This window comes from Phormidium pseudopriestleyi FRX01, from assembly GCF_017313335.1.
In the GTDB taxonomy this organism is placed as follows: Bacteria; Cyanobacteriota; Cyanobacteriia; order Cyanobacteriales; family Laspinemataceae; genus Laspinema; species Laspinema pseudopriestleyi.
Genome location: NZ_JAFLQW010000292.1, coordinates 1 through 4,712 on the forward strand (window position 1 = coordinate 1; position 4,712 = coordinate 4,712).

Below are 4,712 nucleotides of genomic sequence, written 5' to 3' on the forward strand. Positions count from 1 at the left end.
CAACGCAGACAAGCACAAGAGGAGCAACGCAAGCAAGCAGAAGAGGAGCAATGCAGACAAGCAGAAGAGGAGCAGCGCAGACAAGCAGAAGCTCTCCGAAACCATGAAATTGTAATACTAGCTAGACGACATAATTTAAGCAAAGTGGAGGCTGATGAGCTGTATCGACTATTAGCAGATATGCGCCCTCTAAATTTTACACGCAGTAAGCAACTTTCAGCATATATCGTAAAACATAAGCTGGGTTATCAATATCCAAATATTGCAGGTACTGCGATAATGGAAGACGGAGGTATAAGATGGCGTTTTGAGGGAGGATTTCCTACCCATATCTATGGAATTATTTGTAGAGAACTTAATTTGAGCAACCAGAGAACCAGTGCTATAGTAATAGACGTTGAATTATACGGAAATCAATGACAAAGAGGACACTCAATTTAGTAATAAACAAGAATGGTTCTTTTGTTCATTACTAACCCGATCGCTCAACTCCCAACGAACCCGATAACCTCGTCGCTGTTGCATCGTCAAAAAGTCCGGTTCTCCACAAAAGTTTTTAACTGAGAAGCATTCCTCACTGCATTTCCATCGCCGTCGTTGTTGAAATAGACGAAGGCGCTGTGCCCCTGACTTTCCCACTCGCCAAGACGGGAAGCTCACCAGGACAAATCCTCATCTGAGTAGGAACTACCGTAAAGGGCGTGGGGATCCGGGCCGTGAAGCCGTACATAGACGAAAGGTGCTGTGGCGCGGAGGATGCAGGGTAGGTGTGCAGTAAGCGACTCCAAAGCGTTCTAGGAGCGAAAATACCTCTTCTATGTGCCAGCTTGGGTGTCGGAATTCGATCGCCACTCTGATCCAGGGAGGTATTTGTTCTAAAAAGTAGGCGAGGCGGGCCAAGTCGCAGCCGAACTGGGGAGGAAGTTGGACAAGCAGAATACCCAGGCGATCGCCCAGGCATTCGAGTCCCTTGGCTATCCGTGCCAGCCAGTTCTCTGGCGAATAAAGGCGCTGGGAGTGCGTTAACCCCCGGGGCGCTTTTACAGTCATCAGAAATCCCGGAGGGAGGCGGTGCTGCCAGTTAGTAAAGGTCGCATCTGGGGGCCATCGATAGTAAGTGCTGTTAACTTCGACGGTTTGATAGTGCTGGATATAGTAATCTAGCCTGGAACGCGGCGCTAACGGGTAGGGATAAAGCACACCTTCCCAATGTTGGTAACTCCAACCTGAAGTGCTGATGCAAACGGTCATCGCCTTTACTCCAACGCAAATTATGTTGGTGTGTGAATTTTAAATTTTTACTTTTTTTAGGAAGCGCGTTTCGATTGTGACTGGTTACAGAAGAACAAGTGACCGCTCCAATTCTTAGTTCAGGGTGCTGCTCTTACCCGTTTCTACAGTTTTATAACCTCTGTAATAATACTCAAGGTAGAGGTAAAGATAGACAAAGATTGCTAAGGTTAGGGTAAGTTCTATCTCTGACGCTATGACTTCACACAAAAATACGCCCAATCGGCTTAAAGAAATTTTTCGGGTTGTCTTATCGATCGCCATCATTTTAGTAGGCATTACACACTTTACTGAACCCGCTCAATTTGTCAAAATTATGCCGCCTCAATTACCTTACCCGACTGAGTTGGTCTACATTAGTGGATTTTTCGAGATTTTAGGAGGAATTGGCTTACTGATTCCCTTTGTAAGTGTTGCGGCTGCCTGGGGACTGATTGCTCTGTTTGTTGCAGTTTTTCCCGCTAATATCAATCAGGCGATTAATAGTATTCCCATTGAAGGCATTCCTCATCATCCTTGGCTTTACTGGGCTAGACTACCTTTTCAGGCTGTACTAATTGCTTGGGCTTGGTGGTACACTCAAAAACCCGATGAACAACTGGGCGCTTTTAAAGAATAATTATAGTCCTGGGGTTGCTGGCGAACTCTACCCAGGAGCGTAGGCGAAAGGATTGATAAATTGATTCTATAGCTGATGTTTGAATTCCCGCAGGGATTGTACCAAACCCGATTCTAAAACTCCTACGTCCCTCTTCAGCCCGCGCAGGCACCGCTTCGTCCGTATAGCCCCAGGCTTCAGCCTGCGGGTTTTTTAGATATTTTATTTTGTGGAGTTCTTTAAACCAAGTGATGCTCGATCGCAAAACGCAAAAGTCCAGCGCGATTGCTGGTTTCCGTTTTTCTCAACAGCGCACTCACATATTTTTCCACCGTGCGCGGACTCAAGTGGAGATTAGCGCCAATTTGGGCATTAGAAAGACCTTCAGCTAGTAAATCTAAAACATCTCGTTCTCTCGGAGTTAAAGAAATAGCAAACTCTGACTTTTGTGCGGTTAATCCCGTAGTTCCTGGATTGAAACTAGCCGGGAGAGAATCGCCGGAAGATGGCGGTTTTTTGGGGGGTTCCGCAGGGGGAGAGGGGGAGTCATCGGAATTAAATCGCCATTGGGACTGGATGAGCTGCGATCGCTCTAATAAATTGCGAATCACTGCACCGAGTTCCTCCAAATCAAACGGCTTCGGTAAATACAAATCGCAGCCGAGTTGATACCCTAAAATCCGTTCCGGGGTACTGGTGCGCGCCGTTAAAAAAATCACAGGTAACAACCGTAAAGCGGGTTTTTGGCGAACGCGCTTGACCAATTCATACCCATCCATCTCCGGCATGATAATATCCGTTACCAGTAACTGAGGTTGAAATTCTTCTAATTTCAAAAGACCCTCTTGACCATTCTGAGCCGCGATCGCAGAGTAACCGCACTGCTCCAAATAATGGCAGATAGACAGACGAATAGCGGGATCGTCATCAACAATCAGAATCGTCAAGGGCATAGGGTCTACAGGGGGAACTGAACAAGTATAGACGCTACCGAGTAGCGTCTATACTTCTAGCGTAGGTCAAATCCAAGGTCAGGCCAACTCGATTTAACGAGCACTGACACTTAAGCTGGCAGGTTGGGCCAAATTACCTGACAGATTCACTTGCCTTCCATTGGCATGGAGATGGCGCAGGATTTTATAAATCATTTCAATGCGATCGCTCGCATCGGCTTTCTGGGCCAAATCCTCCAGGGATAACGGTTTCCCTTCCGCCGTAATCACCTCAATAATTCGGGTTTGGAGGTGGAGAATCTCAGAAGCTGCCTTTTTACCCGCTTCAACCCCGGGTTGATGATAGGCATTGACGTTAATCAAAGAGGCATATAACCCAACCGCGCGATCGTACAGCGCAATCAAAGCCCCCACAATGCGCGGATTAACCTGGGGAATAGTAACCGAAATGGAATCGCGCTGATTGCCATAAATCGCCTCCCGAGTTCCATACAAAAACCCTAACAAATAATCTCCCGTAGTGATTCCCGGTTCTACATTCGGGGAATGGCCCTGACGGTCTTCTAAAACTTCAATAAAGGTTAGGAAGAAATTCGGCACTCCCTCCCGCAGTTGTTGAACATAAGCGTGCTGATCCGTAGACCCCTTATTTCCGTAAACAGCAATCCCCTGATAGACGGTATTGCCAGCTAAATCTTTCTCCTTACCCAGGGATTCCATCACCAACTGTTGCAGATAGCGGCTAAAGAGCAACAGGCTGTCTTTATAAGGCAACACCACCATATCTTTTTCCCCCCGTCCATTGCCTGCAAAGTACCAGGAGAGGGCCAGCAGTGAGGCTGGATTGCCCTTGAGGTCCGGTTGGCGAGTGGCATCATCCATTTCTTTGGCCCCAGCCAGCATACCCTGAATATCAATGCCCTGCAAAGCTGCCGGGACTAACCCCACCCCAGAGAGTTCCGAGGTGCGTCCTCCAACCCAATCATGCATGGGGAAAATATCAATCCAGCCTTCTTTCTGGGCTTGTTTTTCCAGGGCGCTATCATGGCCGGTAATGGCAACGGCATGACCGGCAAACTTGAGATTCATGCTTTCAAAGGCTTTTTGGACCTCAATCATGCCATTGCGGGTATCTGGGGTGGTGCCGGATTTAGAGATTACCAGGACCAGGGTCGTTCCCAGACGGTCTTTGATGTGATTTAACAAGGCATCGATCCCAGCCGGGTCGGTATTGTCAATGAAGTGAATTCCCAGAGGTGCAGATTCGGGGGCCAGGGCTGCGGAGACGAATTGGGGTCCGAGGGCCGATCCGCCAATGCCGATGGAGAGAATGTCTGTAAATTTGGCAGCGCTGGGAGGGTGGATCGTTCCGGTGTGAATTTTTTGGGCAAACTCCTCGATATGGCTGAGGTTTTCGAGGATTTCTTGTTTGAGTTCTGGGGTGGGTGCAATGTCCGGATTTCGTAACCAATAGTGACCCACCATCCGCTCTTCATCGGGATTGGCGATCGCCCCGGCTTCTAGGGCCTTCATGTCCTCGAAGGCTTGAGCAAACTTAGGTTTCATCGATTCGACGAAGGCATCATCAAATCTCATTCGACTGATATCCAGGTACAGTCCTAGCCCTTCATGATAATAGAGCCAGTCCTGATATCGTTTCCACAGTGATCGAGCATCCATAACAACTCTCTACTTATCTTTGTTTCACCACACACAATTGACACTCCTCAGTCTAAAGACATGGGGATTCTTGCACAGCATTAGAACACAGCCTAATTCTGATGGGCGCTGTCAAGACGCCTCTAATAAGTCCGCTCAAATCTAGTTTGAACTTTCCCTTGACTTTGCGAAGGATATTGGCAGTACCATTG

The 4,712-nt window shown here is 47.8% G+C and carries 4 protein-coding genes and 1 pseudogene; 2 read left to right on the forward strand and 3 right to left on the reverse strand.

Annotated features, from left to right (window positions below):
• Positions 1-420 (forward strand): hypothetical protein (locus J0895_RS10960; protein WP_207088134.1); only part of this gene is annotated, 420 nt, incomplete at its 5' end.
• 107 nt (positions 421-527) lie between these two features.
• Here J0895_RS10960 and J0895_RS10965 read toward each other — a convergent pair.
• A pseudogene (locus J0895_RS10965) lies at positions 528-1,251 on the reverse strand (DUF72 domain-containing protein).
• Positions 1,252-1,486: 235 nt separating this feature from the next.
• Between J0895_RS10965 and J0895_RS10970 the strand changes: the two are divergent.
• Positions 1,487-1,909 carry a DoxX family protein gene (locus J0895_RS10970; RefSeq protein WP_207088135.1) on the forward strand — a complete coding sequence of 141 codons (423 nt, stop codon included), beginning with the start codon at positions 1,487-1,489 and terminating at the stop codon, positions 1,907-1,909.
• Between the two features lie 218 nt (positions 1,910-2,127).
• Here J0895_RS10970 and J0895_RS10975 read toward each other — a convergent pair whose 3' ends face one another.
• Together J0895_RS10975 and J0895_RS10980 are read right to left on the reverse strand one after the other, a co-directional pair.
• Complete coding sequence (locus J0895_RS10975; RefSeq protein WP_207088136.1) at positions 2,128-2,841, reverse strand: response regulator transcription factor; 714 nt, start codon at positions 2,839-2,841, stop codon at positions 2,128-2,130.
• 93 nt (positions 2,842-2,934) lie between these two features.
• A complete protein-coding gene (locus J0895_RS10980) occupies positions 2,935-4,521 on the reverse strand; it encodes a glucose-6-phosphate isomerase (protein WP_207088137.1) in 1,587 nt (528 codons plus the stop codon).
• Positions 4,522-4,712 lie beyond the last annotated feature (191 nt).

Coding starts and splice junctions, on each gene's coding strand:
- J0895_RS10970 (WP_207088135.1), top strand. CDS start 1,487: ATGACTTCACACAAAAATACGCCCAATCGGCTTAAAGAAATTTTTCGG.
- J0895_RS10975 (WP_207088136.1), bottom strand. CDS start 2,841: ATGCCCTTGACGATTCTGATTGTTGATGACGATCCCGCTATTCGTCTG.
- J0895_RS10980 (WP_207088137.1), bottom strand. CDS start 4,521: ATGGATGCTCGATCACTGTGGAAACGATATCAGGACTGGCTCTATTAT.